General features: G+C 72.5%; 22 protein-coding genes. 6 read left to right on the top strand and 16 right to left on the bottom strand.

All coding sequences use genetic code 11. The features are described from left to right. Nucleotides 1–67: 67 nt before the first annotated feature. Nucleotides 68–2,185 (top strand): FAD-dependent oxidoreductase, encoded by a 2,118-nt coding sequence (locus tag QI633_RS08650; protein ID WP_282428696.1) that lies wholly within the window; start codon nucleotides 68–70, stop codon nucleotides 2,183–2,185. A gap of 140 nt (nucleotides 2,186–2,325) precedes the next feature. Here the strand turns inward: QI633_RS08650 and QI633_RS08645 are convergent, their stop codons facing one another. Continuing rightward, a complete protein-coding gene (locus QI633_RS08645) occupies nucleotides 2,326–3,087 on the bottom strand; it encodes an SDR family oxidoreductase (RefSeq protein ID WP_141799542.1) in 762 nt (253 codons plus the stop codon). 95 nt (nucleotides 3,088–3,182) lie between these two features. Then, nucleotides 3,183–3,992: a MaoC/PaaZ C-terminal domain-containing protein gene (locus QI633_RS08640; RefSeq protein WP_282428695.1), complete on the bottom strand. Its 810-nt coding sequence runs from the start codon at nucleotides 3,990–3,992 to the stop codon at nucleotides 3,183–3,185. Nucleotides 3,993–4,126: 134 nt separating this feature from the next. Here QI633_RS08640 and QI633_RS08635 point away from each other — a divergent pair, with 134 nt between their 5' ends. Next, a complete protein-coding gene (locus QI633_RS08635) occupies nucleotides 4,127–5,050 on the top strand; it encodes a 3-oxoacyl-ACP reductase (RefSeq protein WP_282428694.1) in 924 nt (307 codons plus the stop codon). Between the two features lie 21 nt (nucleotides 5,051–5,071). Here QI633_RS08635 and QI633_RS08630 read toward each other — a convergent pair whose 3' ends face one another. From QI633_RS08630 to QI633_RS08580, 11 genes are all read right to left on the bottom strand, one after another. Continuing rightward, a complete protein-coding gene (locus tag QI633_RS08630; protein ID WP_141799545.1) occupies nucleotides 5,072–5,788 on the bottom strand; it encodes a sulfite exporter TauE/SafE family protein in 717 nt (238 codons plus the stop codon). A 23-nt stretch (nucleotides 5,789–5,811) separates the two neighbouring features. After that, nucleotides 5,812–7,227, bottom strand: coding sequence for an amidase (locus tag QI633_RS08625; protein WP_282428693.1), 1,416 nt, complete (start codon nucleotides 7,225–7,227; stop codon nucleotides 5,812–5,814). Nucleotides 7,228–7,231: 4 nt separating this feature from the next. Further along, a complete protein-coding gene (locus QI633_RS08620; protein ID WP_282428692.1) occupies nucleotides 7,232–8,227 on the bottom strand; it encodes an ABC transporter ATP-binding protein in 996 nt (331 codons plus the stop codon). Further along, nucleotides 8,227–9,273 carry an ABC transporter ATP-binding protein gene (locus QI633_RS08615; protein WP_282428691.1) on the bottom strand — a complete coding sequence of 349 codons (1,047 nt, stop codon included), beginning with the start codon at nucleotides 9,271–9,273 and terminating at the stop codon, nucleotides 8,227–8,229. The genes QI633_RS08620 and QI633_RS08615 overlap by 1 nt, the downstream gene beginning before the upstream one ends. Further along, the gene (locus QI633_RS08610) at nucleotides 9,270–10,304 is read right to left on the bottom strand and encodes an ABC transporter permease (protein WP_260806592.1); all 1,035 of its coding nucleotides are present in this window, start codon (nucleotides 10,302–10,304) and stop codon (nucleotides 9,270–9,272) included. The genes QI633_RS08615 and QI633_RS08610 overlap by 4 nt, the downstream gene beginning before the upstream one ends. Further along, the gene (locus QI633_RS08605; protein WP_222117872.1) at nucleotides 10,297–11,250 is read right to left on the bottom strand and encodes an ABC transporter permease; all 954 of its coding nucleotides are present in this window, start codon (nucleotides 11,248–11,250) and stop codon (nucleotides 10,297–10,299) included. Before QI633_RS08605 ends, QI633_RS08610 begins: the two co-directional genes overlap by 8 nt. A 148-nt stretch (nucleotides 11,251–11,398) precedes the next feature. Further along, a complete protein-coding gene (locus QI633_RS08600; protein ID WP_282428690.1) occupies nucleotides 11,399–12,037 on the bottom strand; it encodes a PaaI family thioesterase in 639 nt (212 codons plus the stop codon). Further along, entirely contained in the window at nucleotides 12,034–12,921 is an 888-nt protein-coding gene (locus QI633_RS08595) for a MaoC/PaaZ C-terminal domain-containing protein (RefSeq protein WP_282428689.1), read from the bottom strand. The genes QI633_RS08600 and QI633_RS08595 overlap by 4 nt, the downstream gene beginning before the upstream one ends. An 11-nt stretch (nucleotides 12,922–12,932) precedes the next feature. Continuing rightward, entirely contained in the window at nucleotides 12,933–13,709 is a 777-nt protein-coding gene (locus QI633_RS08590) for an SDR family oxidoreductase (protein WP_282428688.1), read from the bottom strand. Nucleotides 13,710–13,764: 55 nt separating this feature from the next. Further along, nucleotides 13,765–14,511 carry an SDR family oxidoreductase gene (locus QI633_RS08585; protein WP_282428687.1) on the bottom strand — a complete coding sequence of 249 codons (747 nt, stop codon included), beginning with the start codon at nucleotides 14,509–14,511 and terminating at the stop codon, nucleotides 13,765–13,767. Nucleotides 14,512–14,580: 69 nt separating this feature from the next. Beyond that, nucleotides 14,581–15,183, bottom strand: coding sequence for a TetR family transcriptional regulator (locus QI633_RS08580; RefSeq protein ID WP_282428686.1), 603 nt, complete (start codon nucleotides 15,181–15,183; stop codon nucleotides 14,581–14,583). A gap of 251 nt (nucleotides 15,184–15,434) precedes the next feature. Between QI633_RS08580 and QI633_RS08575 the strand changes: the two genes are divergently transcribed. The 4 genes from QI633_RS08575 (at nucleotide 15,435) to QI633_RS08560 (ending at nucleotide 19,071) form a co-directional block, all read left to right on the top strand. Then, nucleotides 15,435–16,592 (top strand): Rieske 2Fe-2S domain-containing protein, encoded by a 1,158-nt coding sequence (locus QI633_RS08575; protein WP_282428685.1) that lies wholly within the window; start codon nucleotides 15,435–15,437, stop codon nucleotides 16,590–16,592. Next, complete coding sequence (locus QI633_RS08570) at nucleotides 16,592–16,936, top strand: hypothetical protein (protein ID WP_222117874.1); 345 nt, start codon at nucleotides 16,592–16,594, stop codon at nucleotides 16,934–16,936. The genes QI633_RS08575 and QI633_RS08570 overlap by 1 nt, the downstream gene beginning before the upstream one ends. Then, nucleotides 16,936–17,736, top strand: coding sequence for an SDR family NAD(P)-dependent oxidoreductase (locus QI633_RS08565; RefSeq protein WP_141799556.1), 801 nt, complete (start codon nucleotides 16,936–16,938; stop codon nucleotides 17,734–17,736). Before QI633_RS08570 ends, QI633_RS08565 begins: the two co-directional genes overlap by 1 nt. 204 nt (nucleotides 17,737–17,940) lie before the next feature. Further along, nucleotides 17,941–19,071 (top strand): hypothetical protein, encoded by a 1,131-nt coding sequence (locus QI633_RS08560; protein WP_282428684.1) that lies wholly within the window; start codon nucleotides 17,941–17,943, stop codon nucleotides 19,069–19,071. Here the strand turns inward: QI633_RS08560 and QI633_RS08555 are convergent. From QI633_RS08555 to QI633_RS08545, 3 genes are read right to left on the bottom strand one after another with little or no spacing between them, the layout of a single operon-like run. Beyond that, nucleotides 19,059–19,376: an FAD-binding protein gene (locus tag QI633_RS08555; RefSeq protein WP_282428683.1), complete on the bottom strand. Its 318-nt coding sequence runs from the start codon at nucleotides 19,374–19,376 to the stop codon at nucleotides 19,059–19,061. The two genes, QI633_RS08560 and QI633_RS08555, sit on opposite strands and share 13 nt — an antisense overlap. Continuing rightward, a complete protein-coding gene (locus QI633_RS08550; protein ID WP_282428682.1) occupies nucleotides 19,340–20,512 on the bottom strand; it encodes an FAD-dependent oxidoreductase in 1,173 nt (390 codons plus the stop codon). Before QI633_RS08550 ends, QI633_RS08555 begins: the two co-directional genes overlap by 37 nt. Then, a complete protein-coding gene (locus QI633_RS08545) occupies nucleotides 20,509–21,420 on the bottom strand; it encodes a VOC family protein (RefSeq protein ID WP_282428681.1) in 912 nt (303 codons plus the stop codon). Before QI633_RS08545 ends, QI633_RS08550 begins: the two co-directional genes overlap by 4 nt. Between the last annotated feature and the right edge of the window lie 33 nt (nucleotides 21,421–21,453).

Here is a 21,453-nt window from a genome sequence, read left to right as displayed (position 1 = left end):
CCGTCGACCTTTCCGGTGTGCGGGAGCACGACGGGCCCGGAACGCCCCGGAACGGCAGGCTGCGCGCGTGCACACCTCGCGAACAGCCACCTACGAGCACCTGCTGGCCCCCGGGACGATCGGACCGATGCGCCTCGCCAACCGTGTCGTCATGCCCGCGATGGACATGAACCTGTGCCACGACGGCGTCATCGACGAGGGCGACATCGCCCACTACGTCGCCCGCGCCACGGGCGGCACCGGCCTGATCATCACCTCCGCCGCCGCCGTCGCCTACCCCGTCGGCGCCACCAGCCGCAAGGAGCCCGGCCTCTCCGACGACCGGTTCGTCCCCGGGCTGGCCGCGCTCGCCGACGCGGTCCACGCCGCCGGCGCGAAGCTCTGCGTCCAGGCCACGCACCACGGCAAGATCGCCAAGGTCGACACCGCAGACGGACGGCCCCTCTTCGTGCCCTCGATGCCCGTCGGCGAGCGGGACCTGTCCGCGTTGCGCGACAACACCCCGACCGAGCTCGGCGCCATGGCCACCGCCGTCTCCGAGGGCAAGACGCCGAGCTTCCACGAGGCGACCGCGGAGGACTTCGCCTGGCTGGTGGGGCAGTTCGCTGCCGCGGCCCGGCGCGTGCAGCAGGCCGGCGCCGACGCGATCGAGATCCACTGCGCCCACGGGTACGTGCTCGGCAGCTTCCTCAGCCGGGCCGACAACCGACGTACCGACGACTGGGGCGGCTCCCTCGAGAACCGGGCCCGCCTCGCCTGCGACGTCATCCGGGCCGTGCGCGCCGAGGTCGGCGACGGGCTGGCGATCCTGGTGCGCGTCGCCGGCAAGGAGTACGGCGGGGAGGGCGCCCTCACGACCGAGGAGGCCGTCGCGGCGTCGCGGCTGTTCGAGGCCGCCGGCGCCGACGCCATCCACGTGACCGGGTGGGCCCGCAACCCCTTCCGCGACTTCACCGACGGCCCGCTGCCGAACCAGGTGGGCGCGTACGCCGACCTGGCGCGCGCCGTGAAGGAAGCCGTGTCGATCCCGGTGATCGCCGTCGGCCGCGTGCTGCCGGCGCTCGGTGAGGAGCTGATCGCCAGCGGTGGCGCGGACTTCGTGGCGATGGGGCGCCAGCTGCTGGCCGATCCCGACCTGGTCGGCAAGCTCCGCGACGGGCGCCCGGCGTCGGTGCGTCCCTGCATCAACTGCTACGTGTGCGTCGAGCAGAACTTCTGGGACGGCGTACCCGTGTGCGCGGTGAACCCCGCGCTCGGCAACGAGACGCTGCTCCCCTTCCCCACCGTCACCACGCGGCGCCACGTCGTGGTCGTCGGCGGTGGCCCCGGCGGCCTGGAGGCGGCGCGGGTCGCCGCCGAGCGCGGGCACCGGGTCACCCTCGTCGAGAAGGGCGACCGGCTGGGCGGCTCGGCCTGGTTCTCCCAGCTCACCACGCCCGCCAACGGTCCTCTGCTGGAGTGGCTGCAGCACGAGGTCGAGCGGCTCGGGGTCGACGTGCGCCTCGGCGACTGCGTCGACGCCGACGCGGTCGTCGCCCTCTCCCCCGACGCGGTGGTGCTGGCCACCGGCGCGCACCGCGGCCTGCCACCCGTGTCAGGCGCCGAGCTCCCCCACGTCCACACCGGCGACACGCTGCGCGGGCTGATCACCGGCGAGGGCGGATCCGGGAGCCGCACCCTGCGCCTGCTCGGTGCCGCCGGGCGGATGAGCGGCCTGACCCGCGACCCCGAGCGGATCCGCGACCTCACCCGCAAGGTGCTCCCGATCGGCAGGGACGTCGTCGTGATCGGCGGCTCGCTGGTCGGCCTCGAGCTCGCCGAGTTCCTCGCCGAGCGCCGCAAGAGCGTCACCGTCCTCGAGCACGGTGCCCAGGCCGGCCTGCCGATGGCGATCCCGCGACGCTGGACCGCCGTACGCAGGGCCACCGAGCACGGGGTCACCGTCCACCGCGACGCCGAGGTCGTTGAGATCACCCCGTCCGAGGTGCACTACCGGGTCGGCGACGAGCTGGCCCGCGTCCCCGCGGACCTGGTCGTGGTCGCGTCGTTCGTCGAGGCCGGCGCCCCGCTCGCCGACGACCTGCGCGCCCGCGGCCTGGACGTGCACGTCGTCGGCGACGCCGGCGAGGTCGGCTACATCCAGGGCGCCATCTACTCGGCCTGGCGCGCGGCCCGGTCCCTCTAGCGACCCGGCAGAAAGTAGCCCGGAAAGGACGCCGACCCGGCTCGAACTGTCTCGCCGAACCCGCCGACCCGGCCGAAGGTGACGCTCTGAGCGCTACTTTCTGCCGGGTCGGCGCGATTTCGGAGCCATTTCGAGCCGGGTCAGCCGAAGAAGGCCTGCCCGCCGTCGAGCGGGATGGTGGCGCCGGTGAGGTAGCGCAGGTCGCTGCTCACGAGGGCGACGACGGCGCGGCCGATGTCGTCCTCGCAGTCGCCGATCCGGCCCGCCGGGATGGCGGCGACGAACTCGGCCGCCTCCTCGGGGTTGTTCTCGGTCCAGCGCTTCAGGCCGGGCGAGAGGGCGTGCGGGGCGATGCTGTTGGCACGGATGCCGTCACGCGCCCACTCGACCGCCGCCGTACGGGTCAGGGAGCGCACGGCCTGTTTGGCGGCGGCGTAGACGCCGTACGTCGTCGGGTCCCAGCGCACCATCGCGGAGGTGACCAGGTTGACGATGTGACCGCCGCCGCGGGCCACGAAGTGCGGGTGGCAGGCCTTCATGAAGGCCAGGGTGGCGAACGGGCCGGAGGCGAAGCTGCGCTCGACGGCGTCGTCGTCGATGGTGAGCAGCGGGCCGTAGGCGCCGGAGTAGGCGTTGTTGACGAGGATGTCGACGCCGCCCATGGTCGCGACGACCTCGGCCACCGTCGCCGGGATGGTGGCGGTCTCGATGATGTCGCAGACGAACGGCTCCGCCTTCACCCCACGCTCGCGCAGCAGCGCGCAGGTCGTCTCGAGCTTGGCGGCGGTCCGGCCGACCACCGCGATGTCAGCGCCCTCGGTGGCGAGCGCCAGCGCGATGCCCTGTCCGACGCCCTGGCCGGCTCCCGTCACCAGTGCGACCTGTCCGGTCAGCGAACCCATTCCAGCCTCCTCGATCGCGGACCGCACGGCGCGGTCCCGCGGTCATAGTGGTGGGTTGGGACCGATCCCCCGGCGCACGTTCCTGCTGAGCGGAATCAGCCGAAGACCGCGCGGCCGGCGGTGATCGCCGGGCCACGCTCCGTGGCGACCTCGAGCGCGCCGTCGGACCAGCCGCGTACGACGAGCGGCTCCCCCGGGAACACCGGAGATGCGAAGCGGCCCTCCAGCTTCGTCAGGTCGGCGGGTTGTACGCCGGTCTCCCGCGCGGCGGCGAGAGTCGCGGCCGCGAGGGTCGCCAGTCCGTGCAGGATCGGCCGGGGCTGGTCGATCCGGGCCGCGGCGACGGGGTCGACATGGATGTGGTGCCGGTCGCCGAGCAGCCGGTAGAGCAGCGCGGCGTTGTCCGCCGTCGTGGCCCCCGCGGTCCAGGCCGGGTCGCCCTCGGGTGCGGCCGGACGGCCCGCGCCACGCTCGCCGCCGAAGCCGCCACGCCCCGGCGCGAACAGCGACCAGGTGGCGATGAAGAAGTCGCTCTCGACCGCGAGGTCGTAGACCGCCGCCGTGCCCTTGTCCCACACCCCGGTGACCCGCGCAGACATGGTCAGCTCGCCGCTCGCCGGCAGCGGCTCGAGGACGGTGAGCGACTGGGCGCCGTGCAGCGCCGTACCGACCTCCCAGGCGCCGGCCGCGCCCAGCACGTCCGGCGCCCACTGCGCGAGGGTGAGCGCGAAGCCGGGCAGCACTCGCAGCCGGTCCTCGAAGACCAGGTCGAGGTCGTCGGCCCGGGCGCCGACCGCGAGCGCGAACAGGATCGGGTCGCGGTCGGTCCAGGCCACGGTGCGCTCGCCGACGGCCAGGCCGAGCCAGTCGCCGGCGGGTGCGCCGTCGGCGGGAAGGGTGCTCATGGCCGGAACCTACGCAGTGCCGTCGCGGCCGGCTCCCGCCGCGACCGATGAGCGGGAGTGCCGCTCGCGGGCGGGCGGTCCCGCTCCCTATCGTCACGGCGGCCGACAGGGCAGGACCAACCGAAGGAGCAATCGTGGGCAACACCGACCTCACCGGTCGTACCGCCATCGTGACCGGCGCCGGGGCCGGGCTGGGCCGTGCCGAGGCACTGGCACTCGCCGCCCAGGGCGCGAACGTCGTCGTCAACGACATGGGCGACGCCGCCGACCAGGTCGTCGCGGAGATCGAGGCGCTCGGCAGGAAGGCGATCGCCGTCAAGGGCGACGTGGGCACGTGGGCCATGGGCGAGCAGCTCGTCGGCGCCGCGGTCGACACCTTCGGCAGCCTCGACGTCGTCGTCAACAACGCCGGCATCACTCGCGACACCATGCTCTTCAACATGACCGAGCAGCAGTGGGACGACGTGATCCGGGTCCATCTCAAGGGCCACGCCGCCGTCTCCCGCGCGGCCGCCGGCTACTTCCGCTCGGCGTCGAAGAGCGCCGGCGGGCCGGTGTTCGGCCGGGTCGTGAACACCGCGTCCGAGGCGTTCCTCTTCGGGGCCCCCGGGCAGTCCAACTACGCCGCCGCCAAGGCCGGCATCGTCGCCCTCACCCTCTCGACCTCGCGCGGCCTGGAGCGGTACGGCGTCACCGCCAACGCGATCTGCCCCCGGGCCCGCACCGAGATGACCGCCCAGGTCTTCGCCGAGGATCCCGACGCCCGGCGGCTCGACATCCTCGCGCCGGAGCGCGTCGCGTCCTTCGTCGGCTACCTCGCCTCCCCCGCTGCTGCTGCGATCAGCGGCCAGGTCTTCGTCGTGTACGGCGACATGGTCGCGCTGATGGCAGCGCCCACCGTCGAGAACAAGTTCGTCGCCGCCGACGGCACGTTCAGCGTCGACGAGCTCGATGCCCGGCTGACGCCGTACTTCGAGGGACGTTCGCGCTCGCGCACCTACGCCGCGTTCGGGGTTGCGAACCTGGACACCACCGGGGTCGAGACCCTCAACGGCTGATGTGGGATCGGCACAGGGGCCTCAGGCGACCGCGGTGACCAGCACTGCGACGGCCGAGGCGACGAGCGTGCCGATGACCAGCGGACGCAGCCGGGCGGGCGGGACCCGGTGGAAGATGCCGTCGCCGAGGCGCCACCCGAGTGGCAGTCCGGCGACGCCACCGAGCGCGAGTGCCAGCACGTCGAGGTCGACGTGGCCGAGGACCACGAAGGCCGCCACGGCGACGACGTCCTGCCCGGCGAAGACGGCCTGCAAGGTGGCCCGGTAGCGCCGCGGCTCCCGGTCGACGAGCGCCATCACCAGGGGCGGCCCGTTCATCCCGGTCGAGGTGAGCAGTCCCCCGCTGATGACACCGACGACCGGCAGGCCGCGGCGGCCGACCCGGAGCCCGGCGGCCAGCAGCGCGACCATCACCAGCATCGCCACGGCGATGCCGGCCGACAGCGGTCCCTCGTCCGCGACGGCGAGCAGCACCAGCCCGACGGGCATGCCGGCGAGGCCGGCGATCGTCAGCACGGCGGCATCACGCCGGTCGACGTACTCCCGCTCCCGCACCGCGACGCCTGCCGTCAACACCAGGCTGACCACGGTCGCGGCGACCACCGCCCGAGCGGGGTCGGTGACCAGCAGCAGGCCGGGTACGGCGGCCAGCGCGGACCCGAAGCCGGTCACTGCCTGGACCAGCGCGGCCACCACGAACACCGCGACCGCCACGGCGGCGAGGACGACCAGCTCCACCGACGCAGGCTATCGACGCGGGCTCAGCCGGCGAGGGGCGCGTGCCGCACCCAGGGGGCAGCGCGCTCGAGCTGGCCGGCGAGCGACAGCAGCAGCGGCTCACCGCCGAGGTCGGTGAAGAAGTGCGCGCCGAGCGGGAGGCCGTCGGGGTCGAGTCCGGCGGGAACCGACATCGCCGAGCCACCGGTGACGTTGACGAGGCTGGTGAAGCCGGCCATGGCGGGGGCGACGGTGTACATGACCTCGGGCTTGGTGGTGTCGAGGACACCGAGCTCGGGCGTGCGCATGCACAGCGTCGGGGTGAGCACGGCGTCGACGTCCGCGAAGAGCCGCGCGGTCGCGAAGCCGACCTGCTCGAAGCCCTCGAGGGCGCGCAGCAGGTCGGCGAGCGGCATCGCCGAGTAGCGGTCGTACATCATCCGGGTGAAGGGCTCGATGTCGTCCTCGCGCAGCTCGCGGCCGAGGGCGGCGAGCCGGTCGTCGACGTGGGCGACCAGGTTGGCACCCATCATCATCCCCGACCAGCGGGCGAAGTCCGGGTAGCCGACAGGCAGGGACACCTCGACGACGTCGTGGCCGAGGTCGGTCAGCAGGTCAGCGGTACGACGCACCGCGGTCACCCCGGCCGGGTCGACGTCGGGACCGTCGGGGACCGCCGTCGCCAGTCCGATCCTGAGTCTTCCGGGCGCGCGGTCGACGCAGGCGAGGTAGCCACCGGTCGGCGGCGTGGGCCCGTACGACGCCTGCCCCGGCACGCGGCCCGCGGACACGTCGAGGAGCAGCGCGCTGTCGCGGACGGTCGTCGTCAACGCACCGTGGACGCTGGTGGGGCCGGCGAGCGTGGACGGGTACGGCGCCCCGGGGATCAGCCCGCGGCTCGGCTTGAGCCCGAACAGGCCGCACGCCGCGGCGGGGATCCGGATCGATCCGCCGCCGTCGTTGCCGTGCGCCACCGGCACCAGGCCTGCGGCCACGGCGGCAGCGGACCCGCCGCTGGATCCGCCGGTGGAGTGCCCGAGTGACCACGGGTTGTGGCAGGGACCGTGCAGCAGCGGCTCGGTGCTGCCGTTCTTGCCGAGCTCGGGGGTGTTCGTGGTGCCGAGTACGACCATGCCGGCAGCCTTCCAGCGGCGCACCAGCTCACTGTCCTCGGTCTTCACGTCGTCGGCGAAGAGCCGGCTGCCGCCGGTCGTCGGCAATCCGGCGACATCGGCGGCGAGCGACTTGATGACCACCGGCACGCCGGTCAGCGGCCCGTCGGGCAGGCCGGCGTCCACCTCGGTGAGGGCCTCGTCGAAGCGGGTGCCGATCATCGCGTTGAGCTGCGGGTCGAGCTTCTCGATGCGACGGATGCTCTCCTCGACCACCTCGCGGGGGCTGGTCTCGCCGCTGCGGATCGCAGCGGCGGTGGCGATGGCGTCGGGAAGGGCGCTGCTCACGGGGTCACTCCTCGACGATCGGGTGGTGGCAGGCGACGTACTGCCCGGGACGGACCTCGCGCAGCTCCGGCTCCTCCGCGGCACAGCGCTCGGTGGCGAGCGGGCAGCGGGTGCGGAACCGGCAGCCCGAGGGCGGGCTCAACGGCGAGGGCAGCTCGGTGGCGGCGGCCGACGCGCTCAGCTCGCGGTCGCCGGCGCCGGGGATCGAGGCGAGCAGCATCTGTGTGTAGGGGTGGGCCGCGTCCTGCTCGATCCGGCCCGACGGGATGACCTCGCAGGTCTTGCCGAGGTAGAGCACCATCACCCGGTCGCTGATGTTCTTGACCACCGACACGTCGTGGGCGATGAAGACCATGCTCAGGTCGTAGCGCTCCTTGGTGCGCTCGAGCAGGTTGAGGATCTGGGCCTGGACCGACACGTCGAGTGCGGAGACCGGCTCGTCGCAGATGAGGACCTCGGGCTTCATCATCAGCGCCCGGGCGATGCAGACCCGCTGGCACTGGCCGCCGGACAGCTCGTGCGGGCGGCGGTCCCAGACCACGTCGGGGTCGAGGCCGACGGCGGAGAGGGTCTCGCGGACGAGGTCCTCCTTCTCCTGCTTGGTGCCCTCGAAGCCCCAGATCGCCAGGCCCTCGGTGACCAGGTCCTTGACCTTGCGGCGCGGGTTCAGCGACGACGTGGGGTCCTGCATGATCATCTGCATCCGTGAGCGCGCCTTGCGCAACGGCCGCGAGGTGAGGCCGGTCAGCTCCCGCTCGCCGAGCCGGACGGTGCCGGACGTCGGCGACGGCAGCTGCATGACCGCGCGGCCGGCCGTCGACTTGCCGCAGCCGGACTCGCCGAGGATGCCGAGGGTCTCCCCCGGCAGCAGGTCGAGGCTCAGGCCCGAGACGGCGTGCACCTTCTGCCCGCGGCCGACCGGGAACTCGACGACCATGTCGTCGACGGTGAGCACCGGCTCCTGCTCCGGGCGCAGGTGGGCGGTTCCGCTTCCGGCCATCAGCTGATCTCCTCTGCGAGGGCGGCCCGGGGCGCGTCTCCGGCGGTCCCGGTGTCGACGTCGGGCAGCGGGAAGTGGCAGGCCGCGACGTGGGAGGTACGACGCACGCCGATCTCCAGCAGCTCCGGCTGCTCGGCGGTGCAACGGTCCTGCACGTAGGGGCAGCGCGGCGCGAACCGGCAGCCCTCCGGCGGGTTCGCCATGTTGGGCGGCGAGCCGACGATCGCGCGCAGCGTGGTGTGCGGCGGGTCGGACAGGCGCGGGATCGAGGCCAGCAGGCCCTCGGTGTAGGGGTGGCGCGGTCCCTCGAAGACCTCGGCGGTGCTGGAGCGCTCGACCACGCGCCCGGCGTACATCACCTGGACCCGGTCGGTGCGGCCGGCGACGGCACCGAGGTCGTGGCTGATCAGGATGGTCGCCATCTGCCGGCTCTCGGCCAGCGAGGTGAGGAGGTCGAGGATCTGCTTCTGCACGGTGACGTCGAGGGCCGTGGTGGGCTCGTCGGCGATGAGCAGCTTCGGGTCGCAGCACAGCGCCATCGCGATGACGACGCGCTGTCGCATGCCGCCCGAGAGCTCGTGGGGGAACTGGCTCATCCGCCGCGCCGGCTCGGGGATCCCGACCTGACGCAGCAGGTCGATCGCCCGCTCGGCGGCGGCCGACTTCCCCAGCCCGAGGTGCAGGCGCAGCGCCTCGGTGATGTGGGTGCCGACCCGCTTGACCGGGTTGAGCGATGTCATCGGGTCCTGGAACACCATCGCGACCTCGGAGCCCCACAGCCTGCGGCGCTCCTTGGCACTGATCGCATGGACGTCCTGGCCGGCGATGCGCACGGTGCCGTGGACCTGCGTGGTGTGTCCGGTCGTGATCAGGCCCATGATGGTGCGGCCGAGGACGGACTTGCCCGAGCCGGACTCCCCGACGATGCCCAGCGTCTCGCCGGCGCGCAGGCTGAGCGAGACGCCGTCGACGGCGCGGACCACGCCGCGGGCGGTCTGGAACTCGGTTCGGACGTCCTCGACCTCGAGAACGGTCTGGTCGCTCACAGCTTCGCACTCCTCGGGTCCCAGCGCTTCTGGGCCTTCTCGCCCAGCAGGTTGAACGAGAACACGGTCAGGAACAGGAAGACGCCGGGCACCAGCACGATGTGCGGGTGCTCCTGCATGGTGCTGCCCTCCGCCTCCGAGATCATGTTTCCCCACGTCGGCTCGGGCGCCTGGACACCGAAGCCGAGGAAGCTGAGCGATGCCTCGGCCACGATCAGCACCGAGATCATCACGACCATCATCGAGAAGATCGGCAGCACGACGTTGGGCACCAGCTCGCGCCACATGATCCGCAGCTTGGTCGCACCCATCGCCCGAGCGGCGAGGACGAACTCGCGCTGCGCGAAGGCGATCGTGTTGGCCCGGGCCAGGCGGATCATGCTCGGGATGGTGAGCAGGGCCAGGGCCAGGGCGACGTTGCGCAGCTTGGGCTCGAGCACCGTGGCCAGCGCGATCAGCAGCACCAGCGGCGGGACCGCCAGCAGGGCGTTGGTGAAGATGCCGATCACGCTGTCGACGCCCGAGCGCAGGAAGCCCGCGACGACACCGATGCTGCCACCGACGACGGTGCCGATCGCGACCGCGGACAGGGCGATGACGAGCGAGGTCCGGGCGCCGTAGATCGAGCGGGACAGCATGTCCAGCCCGTAGTTGTTGGTGCCGAGCGGGTACTCCGAGAGCAGCTCCGGCGACTGGTAGATCGGCGCGTCGAGCGCCTTGACGACGTCGACGTGCTCGCCGAGCGGCAGCACCGGGGCGAGCAGGGCGACCAGCGCCAGCAGCACCAGCCAGCCGCAGCACAGCCACAGCAGGATGTCCGGTCGGCCACCCCGCACCGCCCACACCACCCGGGACAGGCCCTGGGCGAGGACGATCACGCCGGCCAGGAAGAGCACGGCCTTCACGAACAGCAGCAGCGGAGCGCTCCACCCGACGACCAGCAGCGCGAGGCCGGCGAGCACCATCCCGGCGCCGAGGCCACCGAGGCTGCGGGCCGAGAGCTTCGACCCGACGGGGTTCTTCCTAGGCATGAGCACGGCGGGTCCTTGGGTCGAGGTAGCCATAGGAGAGGTCGATCCCGGCGTTGATGACGACGTAGATCGCGGCGATGAGGAGCACCGCGCCCTGCACCATCGGGAAGTCGCCGTTGTTGGCGGACTTGATGACCAGGCTGCCCATCCCGGGCAGTGCGAAGAGGTACTCCACGATCACCGTGCTGCCGATCAGCCGGCCCATGCTGATGCCGAGCAGGGTGACCAGCGAGAACGACGAGGGCCGCAGCGCGTCGCGCAGCAGGATCCGCAACGGCGGCATGCCCTTGGCGCGCGCCGCGAGGATGTAGTCCTCGTGCAGGGTCACCAGCAGGTCGTTGCGCAGCACCCGGGTGAACAGCGCCAGCTCCATCAGCGCGATCGTCAGCGCCGGCAGGAACGCGTGGTAGAGGTTGTCGAGCGGGCTGTCCCCGAACCGCACCCACTGGGCGCGAGGGAACCAGCCCAGGCCGTTGGCGAAGATGGCGATCAGCAGCAGACCGCCCAGGAACGACGGCACGGAGAGGATCGCGAACATCGAGGCGCCGATGGCCCGGTCGACCAGGCCGCCCTCGTGCGAGGCGCTCCACATCGCGAGCGGGATCGCCAGCACCAGCGCCATCAGCAGGCCCAGGCCGGCGAGCTCGACACTGACCGGCAGCGCCGAGAGGACGCGGTGGACGACGTCGCTGTTGGGCGGCACCAGGGAGCGGCCGAGGTCGCCGGTCAGGGCGTTGCCGAGCCAGTCGACGTACCGGGCGAACACATTGCCGTCCAGGCCGAGCTCGGTGCGCTTGGCCGCGTACTCCGCGGGCGTGTGGCCCTCGCCGAGCACGGCGACCGCCGGGTCGCCCGGCATCAGCGACACCATCATGAACACGCCGAAGCTGACCAGCAGCAGGACGGCGACCAGCTCGCCGAGCCGCAGCACCAGGCGGCGGCTCACCGGGTCACCCCCGGGCCGGCCGCCCCGGCCGGCATCGGATCGAAGGACATCCGCTCGCATCCCTTCAGACGGTGTCGGGGAGCGTTCTCCCCCAGGACGTCGGGCAGCGTAGGTCGCCGGCTGTGGCGGGCGACACAGATCCTCCCGCTCACCGGGAGGCCCACTGGCCGGGCCGCGCCAGGTGCTTGTCGATGAACAGTCCCTCGGCCCGCACGAGCACCTCGTCGCCGGCCGTGATGGTGCCGTGGGTCCAGATCTTGCGGCCTTCCACGCGCTCCTGCCGGCCGCGTACGACGAGGTCGGTGTGCAGCGGGACCGGCCGCTCGTAGCGCAGGGTCAGGGTGCCGGTCATGCCCGAGGTGCCGGCATGCGCGTTGGCCACGCCGAGGGTGTGGTCGAGTAGCAGGGCGCTGATCCCGCCGTGCACGCATCCCGGCGGTCCCTGGTAGGCGATGCCGAGGTTGACCGGGCCGGCGACCGAGCCGCCAAGCTCGGCGGACAGCACGAGGGGTGGCGCGATGGCGTTCTCGGGTCCGGTCACCGGGTCGTGCCGGGTCACGCCCTCCCCCGACCACATGTCGACCATGCGGTCGGCGAGCTCGGGCGCGAGGTCCTCGACCTCACCGGCCATCGCGGTCAGCCGCCGGGCCAGGTCGTCGAGGTCGAGGTCGACCCGGCCGCCGGCGGCGAGGAGCGCGGCGGCGAGACGTCGTACGGCGGCCACCGCGGTGTCGATGCCCGAGTCGTCCGGGCGGGCGGTCAGCTCGGTGAGCCCGGTCGTGGTCATGGGGCGACCTCCGCGACGCCGTGGCTGAGCACCGGCCGGTCGCCGCGCTCGGGGCAGTACGACGCCAGGGTGAGCCGGTCGCCGTCGCGCCACACCGAGGTGCGGATGGTCTCGCCGGGCACCAGGGTCCCGGCGAAGCGGACCGCGATGCCGCGCAGCCGGGTGGCATCGCCGTCGAGGAGCCCGTCGACGAGCGTCTTCGCGACGATTCCGTACGACGCGAGGCCGTGCAGGATCGGCCGGTCGAAGCCGGCGGACGCGGCGAAGGCCGGGTCGGCGTGCAGCGGGTTGAGGTCGCCGTTGAGGCGGTAGAGCAGCGCCTGTCCCGGCGTCGTGGGGCTGTCGAGCACGTGGTCCGGCGCCCGGTCGGGTGCGCTCCAGGTCGTGTCCGCCCCCGGCTCGCCGCCGAAGCCGCCCTCGCCGCGTGCCCAGACCTGCATCTGCGCGGTCCACAGCGGGCCGTCGGCGTCGCTGACCCGGTGCTCGAGCACGACAACGGCGGCCTTGCCCTTGTCCCGGACGTCCGCGACGCGGGTGCTCAGCTCGGCGGTGCCGGCGGCCGGGATCGGCCGGTGCACGGTGAGCGCCTGGCCGCCGTGCAGGATCCGGCGCAGGTCCACGTCGATGCCCGGCATCCGCATCGCCGGGGCACCCGGCTCGTCGCCGGCCGAGATCGTCCTGCCCGCCACGACCGCGAAGGTCGGCAGCACCTGGAGACCTCGCTGGTCCGCCCCGCCCTCGAAGGTCCAGGCCAGCTCGGGGTCGACGTCCGCGTGCTGGCCGGCACCGAGCGAGAGGTGGTAGAGCAGCACGTCGCGCCGGGTCCAGGAGATGGTGCGGACCGCCGGCGGTGCTGCGAGTGCGGTGGCGACGTCGATCGGCATCGGGTCCCCGCTCAGTAGTGCTCGGCCGGGCGAAGCGTCGCCTCGGCGCCACCGTCGACGTAGATCACCTGTCCGGTGACGTGGCTGTTGGCCTCGCTCACCAGCCACGCGAGCAGCTCCGCCGGGGCCTGCGGCTCGGCGTAGCCGTTGAGCGGCATCGGCACCGCCGCGTCCATCACCGCGCGCATCTTCGGGTCGTCCATGAGCCCGGCGCTCATCGGCGTGAGGATGACGCCGGGTGCGATCACGTTGAGCGGTACGCCCGCGTCGGCCCACCCGGGCGCGACGCAGGTGGTGCGGGCCCAGCGCGCGAGGGCCGCCTTCGTGGACGGGTAGATCCGGGTCGGCGCGCCCTCGTCGACCAGGGCCGCTGCGCGGTCGGTGGCGGCCGTCGTACGGCCGGCGAGGAGGTGGTCGACCAGCTCGGGGTCGTTGGGCTGGGTGCCTGAGATCGAGCCGACCACGGCCACCCGGCCGGCCTTGGAGGCAGCCAGCGCCGGCTGCAGCCCGGTCACGAGCTCGACGGTGCCGAAGTAGTTGACCTCGACCATCAGCGGGCTCGGAGCCGAGGTGCCGGCGCAGGTCACCAGTGCGTCGAGGACGCCGTCGCAGCGCTCGGTGATGCCGGCGACGGCGGCGGCGCGGCCCTCGGCGGTCGCGAGGTCGACGACGAGGTCCGCGTCGACCCGGTCGACGGTGATGACGCGGTCGCCGCGGGACGCGAGGATCCTCGTGAGCGCGGCGCCGATCCCGGAGGCGGAACCGGTGACGGCGATGGTGCGGGACATGGATTCCTCCGTGCTGGGTCTGGTTCTGGGTCTGGGTCTGGGTCTGTCGGGGTGATCAGATGTGGGAGCCGCCGTCGACCCGCAGGTCGAGGCCGGTGAGGTACGACGCGTCGGGCGAGGCCGCGAACGCGATCGCGGACGCGATCTGCTCGGGGCGCGCCGGGCCGAGGGGCGAGCGGATCCGGTCGAACGCGCTCAGGTCGAGGCCCGGCTCCACGGCGACCGAGCGGGTGAGCGGGGTGTCGACCGTGCCCGGGGAGACCGGGACGACCCGGATCCCGCGGCCGACCAGCTCGGCAGCCAGGCTCAGCGAGAAGCCGAGCACGGCGCCCTTCGACGCGGAGTACGCCGACATGTAGGGGTTGCCGTGGGCCGCGGACGTCGAGGCGACGTTGACGATCACTCCGGCGCCGTCGGGCAGCAGCGGCACGACCTCGCGGCAGAAGACCGCCGTACCGACCAGGTTGATCTCGAACAGGTCGCGCAGGTCGGCGACCGACAGGGACGTGATCGGCGTGGTGCGGTGGGCGCCGGCGACGTTGACGAGGACCTCGACGCTGCCGAGCTCGGCGTGCGCCGCCCGGACCGTGGCGACCACCGCTGCCTCGTCGGTCACGTCGACGACGGCGGTCACGACCCGGCCGGTCCCGACCGACGTCGCGACCGTGTCGGCGAGACCGGCCGCGTCGCGGTCGACGGCGAACACCGCCGCCCCCTCGGCCACCAGGCGCACGACCGTCGCCTGGCCGATGCCCGACGCCGCACCGGTGACGATGACGTTGCTGCCGCTGAACCTCTGCATGGCCCGGACCCTAGGGACGATCGCGTCCCGGGGCCCCCGCGATCACCGGTCAGTGGGAGTGCGCGGCGCTCAGTCGTCGAGGGGGCGCAGCAGCAGTGCGCAGGCGGCCCGGATGTCGTCCTCGGCGTCCTCGACCGAGAACCGGCCGTTGAGCAGGGAGACCAGGGTTCCGAACCAGCAGGAGATGATCAGCCGGACCTGGCGTTCGCCCTCCTCGCTCACCTCGCTCATCCCCGCTGCCCGCTGGACGATCCGCGCGAAGCGCACGTCGTCGAAGGCCGACTCCTGCGAGCCCATCGCGTAGGCCTGGCTGTTGGCCTGGATCATCGCCAGCGAGAGCTTCGGCATCCGGACCATCTCGCGGCTGATCCGGATCAGCAGGTCGGCCACCCCGGCGACCGGATCGGCCACCGCGGCTCCGTCGGGCTCCTGGTCGTACTCCCCCACCCGCCAGCGCATCACCGAGCTGAACAGGTCGACCTTCGACGGGAAGTAGCGGTAGAGCGTGGCGATCGCGACGTTCGCCTGCCTGGCGACGTCGTTCATCTGGACGTGGTCGAGGCCGTGCTCGGCGCCGAGCTTGGCCGCGGCCCGCAGGATCCGCTGGTAGCGGTCCTTCTGGACGTTCGAGCTGGGCTTGGCCGCGGGCCGGCCTTCGGCGATCCGTGGCACTGCTGACTCCCTCCGGTGGCTGCGTCCCGATGGTCGGACCAGACGGGGGCGATCGGTTCGCATGCTACCGGTCAGTGGGACCGTGGACCGGTTGATCGGACCTGTCGACCGGGCGCGCTCCTTCCGGTGAGTGGGACCGACGGCGCCGGCCGTCGTACGGCGCCGGTCAGACTCGCCAGACCAGACATCCGCGCCCGGCGTCCTCCACCGGCACGCACCGGCGCGACGAATCCTCGAGGGGAGATCCGCACATGACCGCAGTCGGAGACGAGGTCCGCCACATCGAGTCGGGTCCGCCGCCCACCCGCTTCGCCCGCGGCTGGCACTGCCTGGGACTGGTCCGCGACTTCGACGACGGGAAGCCGCACCAGATCAACGCCTTCGGCCAGAAGCTCGTGGTGTTCGCCGGCGAGGACGGCGCGATCAACGTGCTCGACGCCTACTGCCGGCACATGGGCGGCGACCTGTCGCAGGGCGAGGTCAAGGGCAACGAGATCGCCTGCCCGTTCCACGACTGGCGCTGGGGTGGCGACGGCCGCTGCAAGCAGATCCCCTACGCCCGCCGCGTCCCGCTGCGCGCGCGCACCGCCGCGTGGCCGACGATGACCCAGGACGGCATGCTCTTCGTCTGGAACGACCCGGAGGGCAACCCGCCGACCGAGGACGCGGTCATCCCGCGCATCGAGGGCTACGACAGCCCCGAATGGACCGACTGGGTCTGGTACACGACGAGGATCGAGGGCTCGAACTGCCGCGAGATCGTCGACAACGTCGTGGACATGGCGCACTTCTTCTACGTGCACTTCACCTTCCCGACGTACTTCAAGAACATCTTCGAGGGCTCGGTCGCCACCCAGCTGATGACGGGCACCGGCCGCGAGGACGTCGCCCGCCCGCAGAACAGCGGCGACGGCCCGAAGAGCACGGGGACGACGTCGACCGCGGCGTACTACGGGCCGTCGTTCATGATCGACGACGTCACCTACCACTACAGCGACGGCAACGACATGCCCACGACGCTGATCAACTGCCACTACCCGATCGACGCGAACTCGTTCGTGCTGCAGTACGGGATCATGACGAAGAAGCCGGCCGGCGTCGAGGACGAGGCGGCCACCGCCACCGCCCGCAGGCTGGGCGACTTCATCCGGATCGGCTTCGAGCAGGACGTCCAGATCTGGCGCAACAAGGCACGCATCGAGAACCCGCTGCTGTGCGAGGAGGACGGGCCGGTCTACCAGCTGCGACGGTGGTACGAGCAGTTCTACGTCGACGCCGACCAGGTCACCCCGGAGATGGTCGAGCGCTTCGAGTTCGAGATCGACACCACCAAGCCCAACGAGGCCTGGCGGGCCGAGGTCGAGGAGAACCTCGCCAAGCGCGCGGCCGCCTCCGGCCAGCCGGTCTGATGGCGGTCCGGCCCGACGTCCGGCTCGACGACGCCCCCATGCAGCCCGTCACCTGCGGGACCTGCGGGGCGCTCGTCGCGGCCCGGAAGAGCTCGTGGGACCAGACCAGCATCCAGTGGAACGACGCGGCGCTCGCCGCGTGCATGGAGCGCCGGGCCTCGTCCCCGCGCCCCGGTCCCAACGGCGCCACCTTCACCGGCTGCGCCGCGCTGCGTGACGCGATCCGGGAGGCCGCCGTACGCGGCGACCTGGACGTCGTGGACGCCGCACCGCTCAGGACCAATCCTTCCCACCACGACCAGCACGACCACCACGACCACCACGACACGGAGGTGCACGCCTGATGGGCGTCGACCTGGAACGCCACGGCCCCTGGGCCGTCATCGCCGGCGGCTCGGAGGGCGTCGGCGCGTCCTTCGCCCGCCAGCTCGCCGAGACGGGCCTCAACCTCGTCCTGCTGGCCCGCAAGCCCGGCCCGCTGGAGGAGACCGCGACCGCGTGCCGTGAGCTCGGCGTCGACGTACGGACCCTCGCGGTGGACCTCACCGACCCCGACGCGATCAAGCAGGTCGCCGAGGTGACCGACGACCTCGAGGTCGGGCTGCTGGTCTTCAACGCCGGCGCCAACACCTACGGCCACGAGTTCGTCACCGGCGACCTCGACCGCTTCCAGGGCGTGATCGACCTCAACGTCACCGCCCAGCTCGCCCTCGTCCAGCACTTCGGCGCCCCGATGCGCGAGCGGCGCCGCGGCGGCATCCTGCTGATCGGCTCCCTGGCCGGCTACATGGGCTCGGCCCAGATCAGCATCTACGCCGCGGTGAAGTCCTTCTGCCGGGTCTTCGCCGAGGGCCTGTGGCTGGAGATGCAGGAGTACGACGTCGACGTGCTCGAGTTCGTCCTCGGCGTCACCCGCACCCCCGCCATGGAGCGCGCCGGCCTGAACTTCGACATCCCCGGCATGCACGTCTCCGAGCCCGACGACGTCGCCCGCCAGGCCCTCTCCCTGCTCCAGGACGGCCCGGTCCAGGTCGCCGAGGGCAACGAGAGGGTCGCCGAGATCCGCAGCGGCCACGACCGCTCCGCCCTCGTCCGCGACGCCCTCGCGAAGTCCAGGAAGCTGCTGCCTGCCGCCTCTGACTAGCGCGACCCGGCTCGAACTTGCTCCTGATTCGCGCCGACCCGGCAGAAAGTGGGTCGGGTTGTCGGCCGACCCGGCACAAAGTGGGTCGGGTTGTCGGCCGACCCGGCTCCTCGATGTCGCAATCAACACGCGATCCACGCTCCTGTCCACAGGTCGCGAGGCCCCGTGATTGGCCGCTGTTCACGGTGGGGCACGCGGTCGGGCATGAGACGAACCGACCTCGAAGGCCTGCCCTTCCTCCCCACCGGCTTCCCGCTCCCCCTCGACGCGCCATTCACCAGGTCCACCGCGCACCGTGAGGGCGGCCTCACTCCCCACCAGCTGGCCTGGTTGGTGGAGCAAGGGTTCCTGCGCCGCCTCCTCCGCAATGTGTACGTCGCCACCCCGGTCGCCGACAGCCTCGACCTGCGCTGCGCGGCCCTGCGCCTCGTCGTACCGCAGGATGCGGTCGTGTGCGACCGTCATGCCGGCTGGTTGCATGGCGCAGAGATGGTGCTCGCTCCCAACGAGCACCTCAACCTCGCACCGATCCGCGTCTTCCTGCCCGCACCGGGCCGCCGCCTGCGCAACGTCCTGGCTGACAGCGGTGAGCGGACCTTCGCCCGTGACGACGTCGTGGAGCTGAACGGACTTCGTGTCACCTCGCCGTTGCGTACGACGTGGGACCTCGGCCGCCAGCGGTACGCCGAACCGTCGCTGGCCGCGATGGACCAGATGCTCCGGCTGGGCTTGTTCTCCGCGGCCGAGCTCGCGGCCGGCGTACCGCGCTTCAAGGGGATGCGCTGGGTGACCGTCCTGCGCACGATGGTCGCCTACGTCGACGGCCGCGCCGAGTCGCCGCCGGAGTCGATCCTCCGGCTCCGCTGGATCCAGGCGCACCTGCCGACGCCCGTCCCCCAGCTCGAGGTGTTCGACGCCGTGGGAACCTTCCTCGCCAGGCTGGATCTCGGAACGAGGCGCTGGCGTTCGCTGCCGAGTACGACGGCGACGAGTGGCACTCGAGCCCCGACCAGCTGCGGCACGACCGGGAGCGTCGCGCGCTGGTGGAGGCCGAGACCCCGTTCCGGATCGCCGCCGTGCGCAAGGAGAACCTCTTCGGGCCGCGTGCGGATGTCGAGGCCGTTCTTCGTCGCGGAGTCGCGGAGGCCCGGCGCGGTCGTGGCCCGCTCTGACGAGAAGCCACCTTCTGCCGGGTCGACGCGATCTGCGCACCACCTTCTGCCGGGTCGACGCGATCTGCGCACCACCTTCTGCCGGGTCAGCGCGATCTGCGCACCACTTTCTGCCGGGTCGGCGGATTGCAGGAGCCACTTCGCGCCGGGTCAGCGGGACTGAGCAGCCGCCCGCCCGGCGCGCCGGCCGAAGAACGTGCCGTCCCCGAGCGAGGTGCCGGAGATGTATCCCTGCCCGTGCATGCCGGAGCTGGCCCGGCCGGCGGCGTACAGCCCGGGGATCGGGGCACCCCCGAGCGACAGGACCGACCCGTCCACCGTCGTGTGCAGCCCGCCGAGGGTGAAGCCGGCGAACCCGGTGGCGCCGGGGGCGGCGCGGTGGGTGGGGTTGTGGAAGCCGATCCGCGGGTCGATCGCGGCGAACGGCGCCGTCAGGACCCGCGTCCAGCGCGGGCTCTTGTGGAACACGGATCCCCGCCACCGGCAGCGCCGGCGTTGTAGCCCGCGAGGGTGTGCGCGAGCGCTCCCCGCGGCATGCCGAGGTCGGACTCCAGCTCCTCGATCGTCTCGGCGGCGTACGACGGCACCGTCCCCCACAGGTCGGCCTCGCCGACCTCCTCGAGCGCCTGCGCGTCGACGACCACCCAGCAGGGTCCCGGCTCGTGCAGCGCGGCGTGGCTGTACAGCCCCGGGTAGACGTCCTCGTTGATGAACCGCTCACCGCGGGCGTTGACCAGCATCCCGCGGCAGGCCAGCGCCGGCAGGGCGGTGTAGGCGACCTCGACCACCGACATGCGGCGTACGGCGGCCCCGACGGCCTGCGCCATCACGATGCCGCTGCCGTCGTCTCCCCCGTCGCTGACCACACCGTGGCCGAGCAGGTCGGGTGCGTGCGCGGCGAGCATCTCCGGGTTGTCGGCGAAGCCGCCGGTGGTGACGACGACGCCGCGGCGGGCGCGGTGGGTGACGTCCTCACCGAACCGCCGGGCCCGTACGCCGACCACGCGCCCGGACTCCACCACCAGTGACACCGCCCGGGTGTCCGTCGCGGTCACCACGCCGGCCGACGCGCAAGCGGCGACCAAGCGGTCCATCACCAGCCAGCCGCCGAAGCCGCCGGTGGCGGGGCGGTGCCCGCGCGGGACAGGGCGGGCCAGCTCGTCGTACGGCCAGGCGTTCTCGCCCAGCCACATCAGCCCGTCGGTGGTGGGCGGCATCCACGACGGCGCGTCGTAGAGCGACTTCTCGAACTCGATCCCCAGCCCGCGGAACCAGTCGAAGTGCTCGACGCTGCCGTCACAGTAGAGCCGCAGCTTCTCCTCGTCGGCGTGCGGACCGAGCGCGGCCCGCAGGAAGGCGAGCATGTTGGCGGCGTCGTCCTCGAACCCCAACGCCTCCTGTACGGCGGTCCCGCCGCCGAGGTACAGCTCGCCGCCGGACTGCGCCGACGACCCGCCCGCACCGCTGGCACGCTCGAGGACCACGACGGACGCGCCGGCGGCCCGGGCCTCGAGGGCCGCGGCGCCACCGGCGCACCCGAAGCCGACGACTACCACATCGGTGAGGACGTCGACCTCGGTGCAGCCCGGAACAGACTCGCTCACGCCGGCGGGAGGAAGGCGGCGAGCGGCTCGGAGCCGGACCAGTCGTGGCCCCAGTAGCTGTCGGCGGTGATCTCCTCGGCGGTGTAGAACGCCTCGTCGACGAGCATGCCCTCGCAGCCGTACTCCAGGTCCCAGCCGCCGGGCGCGCGCACGTAGAACGACACCATCTTGTCGTTGGTGTGCCGGCCCAGCGTCGAGGACAGCGAGAAGCCGGCCCGGTTGACCTTGTCGAGCGCGCGGCCGACGGCGTCGAGACTGTCGACCTCCATCATGAGGTGCACCAGACCGGGCGCCTCGCCGTGCGGCGCGGGGCACACGGCGAGGCTGTGGTGACGCGGGTTGACGCCCATGAACCGCACCCGGCGCGGCGGCAGCGCCGTACCCATCCGGATCGCGCCGCGCGGCAGGAAGCCCAGCACCTCGGTGTAGAACGCGACCGTCTCCTCGGCGGCCGTCGTCGGCAGGACGACGTGGCCCATCCCCTGGTCGCCGGTGACGAACGACTGGCCGTGGCCGGTCAGGACCGGGGCATGGTCGAGCACCGGGCCGAAGAACACCTCGACCGGCGTGCCGGCGGGGTCGTCGAAGCGGATCGCCGCCTCGACCCGCCGCTCGTCGCACTCCTCCTGGCTGAGCTCCTTGAACGGCACGCCCGCGGCCTCGACCGCGGCGGCGACCTCGGCGAGGCCGAACTGGTCGCGCACCTCCCAGCCGACGGCGACCACGCGGTCGACGTCGCCGGGCAGCACGACCAGCCGCGCGTACCGCTCGTCCATGCGCAGGTAGAGGCCGTCGGCGACCGGCCCGGTGGTCTCCTGCATCGCCAGGCAGTCCACCGTCAGCTCGCGCCAGCGGGGCAGGTCCTGGCTCTGCACGATCAGGTAGCCGAGGCCACGGATCGCGGTCATGTTGTTCTCCTCAGTCGGTCGGGGGTCGGGGCG

The sequence above is a fragment of the Nocardioides sp. QY071 genome (assembly GCF_029961765.1).
Lineage (GTDB): Bacteria > Actinomycetota > Actinomycetes > Propionibacteriales > Nocardioidaceae > Nocardioides.
Note: the sequence above shows the minus strand (reverse complement) of the source record. Positions and strands in the feature narration are given on the sequence as shown.

Coding starts and splice junctions, on each gene's coding strand:
- QI633_RS08610 (WP_260806592.1), bottom strand. CDS start 10,304: ATGCCTAGGAAGAACCCCGTCGGGTCGAAGCTCTCGGCCCGCAGCCTC.
- QI633_RS08585 (WP_282428687.1), bottom strand. CDS start 14,511: ATGCAGAGGTTCAGCGGCAGCAACGTCATCGTCACCGGTGCGGCGTCG.
- QI633_RS08565 (WP_141799556.1), top strand. CDS start 16,936: ATGGGCGTCGACCTGGAACGCCACGGCCCCTGGGCCGTCATCGCCGGC.
- QI633_RS08590 (WP_282428688.1), bottom strand. CDS start 13,709: ATGTCCCGCACCATCGCCGTCACCGGTTCCGCCTCCGGGATCGGCGCC.
- QI633_RS08570 (WP_222117874.1), top strand. CDS start 16,592: ATGGCGGTCCGGCCCGACGTCCGGCTCGACGACGCCCCCATGCAGCCC.
- QI633_RS08595 (WP_282428689.1), bottom strand. CDS start 12,921: ATGCCGATCGACGTCGCCACCGCACTCGCAGCACCGCCGGCGGTCCGC.
- QI633_RS08645 (WP_141799542.1), bottom strand. CDS start 3,087: ATGGGTTCGCTGACCGGACAGGTCGCACTGGTGACGGGAGCCGGCCAG.
- QI633_RS08545 (WP_282428681.1), bottom strand. CDS start 21,420: ATGACCGCGATCCGTGGCCTCGGCTACCTGATCGTGCAGAGCCAGGAC.
- QI633_RS08600 (WP_282428690.1), bottom strand. CDS start 12,037: ATGACCACGACCGGGCTCACCGAGCTGACCGCCCGCCCGGACGACTCG.
- QI633_RS08640 (WP_282428695.1), bottom strand. CDS start 3,992: ATGAGCACCCTTCCCGCCGACGGCGCACCCGCCGGCGACTGGCTCGGC.
- QI633_RS08620 (WP_282428692.1), bottom strand. CDS start 8,227: ATGGCCGGAAGCGGAACCGCCCACCTGCGCCCGGAGCAGGAGCCGGTG.
- QI633_RS08575 (WP_282428685.1), top strand. CDS start 15,435: ATGACCGCAGTCGGAGACGAGGTCCGCCACATCGAGTCGGGTCCGCCG.
- QI633_RS08560 (WP_282428684.1), top strand. CDS start 17,941: ATGAGACGAACCGACCTCGAAGGCCTGCCCTTCCTCCCCACCGGCTTC.